Here is a 2,180-nt window from a genome sequence, read left to right on the forward strand (position 1 = left end):
TGATCAGATCGTAGGTTCTGGATTTAGTTCCACTGAATTACGCAACAAAGCCCATAAATTGAGCCATAAATCACCTTTCCATTATGAATTTGTATGTATAATGATAAACTTAATCATCAAGGTTATAAGTGATTAATTTAAGGTGCCAACAAAGTACCATCATATTAATTTTAAAACTAAAAAATATTTAGGAGTATTATGAAACGTTTGAATTTAATAGGAATTTTAGTAACATCAGTTTTAATATCTAGATCAGTTTTAGCTAGCGATACACTGCAAGAAGGTATAAACATTCCCGTTGGTGAATCAATACATATAATGAGTGATATGGTTGATAATTCAGACTTGGTTTATATAAATGCAAAGTATTGGTTAGAATCAGGAATTTATTCAAATGGCATTGAAAATGCAATTGATTTAATTGTAAATAATGGTTATCGTTATCTGGTTGATTTTAGTGAAATAGAAGGAAATAAAGAAAAAATAAAGGCAAAACATGTCTTTAGAAAGGTATTTGGTATTTCATTGGAATCTGATTATATTGCAATAACTGAACATAACCATAACGTTATGTTTACAGAGATCAAGGATAGATATGACACAAATATCCCAATTTTGAGTAAACCTGCACCAAAAAGGCAAAAACGTTCAACATCAAACACCCCAGTAGTACACTCACCGGTACCGAGTATTTCTAGATATTATAATGCGACTAAACAAATTACTGATTCTGAATGTGATATCACTTGGAACACCCAATTAGGAGATAGATCGCGGCATCTTTGTAAAAATGCTAACATTTCGCTTGTTTATAAGATAAACATGCAACGCTCCCTTGCGTTCGGAACAATCGGCTCAGCAACGCCTGATGCTAAAATAGTAAGAGTTGGCATTGATGATTCAACCACTGGCGCAGGGATTAGTCTAAACCCTGAAATATATTCGATGTACTTAGCCTCAAGAGGCATTGTTTGGCCAAGTGGTGGGATTGAATCTGAATGGGTGTCATCCGCAATAGCACAAAACTATACGTTTGAAATGATGGCATCAAATAATAAAACAAGTATTTTAAGAACCATTCCAGCAACAAATTTAAATGTAAATTATGATAAGAAGGAAGTATCAACTTTTCAATTTGGTATTGGAGGTGATGTTGGTGCAGATAAAACATCACCCAAAATTAGTCTAAATGCCAACGCGTCATGGACAGAATCCAAGTGGTTATCATATAAAACATTTGATTATGCGGTAACGAAATCGTCAAAAAGCCCTCAACATGTATCTTTCAAATGGTCTAGAGAGCAATATAATTCACCACATGCGATACAAAAAGATGAATCGCCATATGGAGTAACAGTCAGAAAAAATTATTTTGGGAGGTTACACTTAATCAATCCAATAGGGTACGCAAACTTCACACCCAAAATGGAAGTAATCTATTATTCTGAACCTGCGACCACAGGGACAACAGACATTAGTATATCCTCATCGGTTGGAATTACTGGGTATCGTTATTATTCAGAAATCCCATCTTGGGAAGTCCTAAGATATTATTATCCTAATGAAAAAGACTTTAAAATTAAAAATGTAAAAAAAGATATTAAATTCACTGTTGATTGGGATAATCCTGTATTTATTGGCGGAAAGCCGGTTAATTTACAATTGGGTAAATTTAACAATAAATGTGTAAGTGTTAATAAAAACCTCAGTGTTAATTCTGATACTTGTAATATATCCGAACTAAAGCAGTCATTTATTTTCGATACACTTAATCGATATCAGAGTACAAGCCAACCAGGTATGTGCTTGGATGCTAGTAACATTAAAAAAGTCAGCCCTTGCAGTTTAAAGCGAACACAAAGATGGAAATGGATAGATGACAAAGATGAACTAGAGAATTCATTTACTGGAAGTAGCCTTGGTTATACTGTAAATGAAGGAGAAATTAAATTAATTCCGAAAGAGAAAAAAGCTGAGGATAATATCAACTCAGTTTCAATGTTCTCGTCATACACGGATATATTTAATATGTGACATTTTTTCCCTTGAGAGTAATAACTCAAGGTTATTAAACTTACGAGTACTAAAATACGGTTCTGTCGCAAATCTAGTTAGAGGTGTGACAGGCTTTGTTGCGTAATTCAATGGAACTAAATCCAGAACCTACGATCTGATCAGCT

General features: G+C 33.6%; 1 protein-coding gene. It reads left to right on the plus strand.

Annotated elements, in window-relative coordinates:
* Positions 1-198 precede the first annotated feature (198 nt).
* Positions 199-2,034 (plus strand): leukocidin family pore-forming toxin, encoded by a 1,836-nt coding sequence (locus tag AB6E08_RS23060; protein ID WP_017100264.1) that lies wholly within the window; start codon positions 199-201, stop codon positions 2,032-2,034.
* Positions 2,035-2,180: the final 146 nt, after the last annotated feature.

The organism is Vibrio sp. 10N.247.310.24 (assembly GCF_041467175.1).
GTDB lineage: Bacteria > Pseudomonadota > Gammaproteobacteria > Enterobacterales > Vibrionaceae > Vibrio > Vibrio tasmaniensis_A.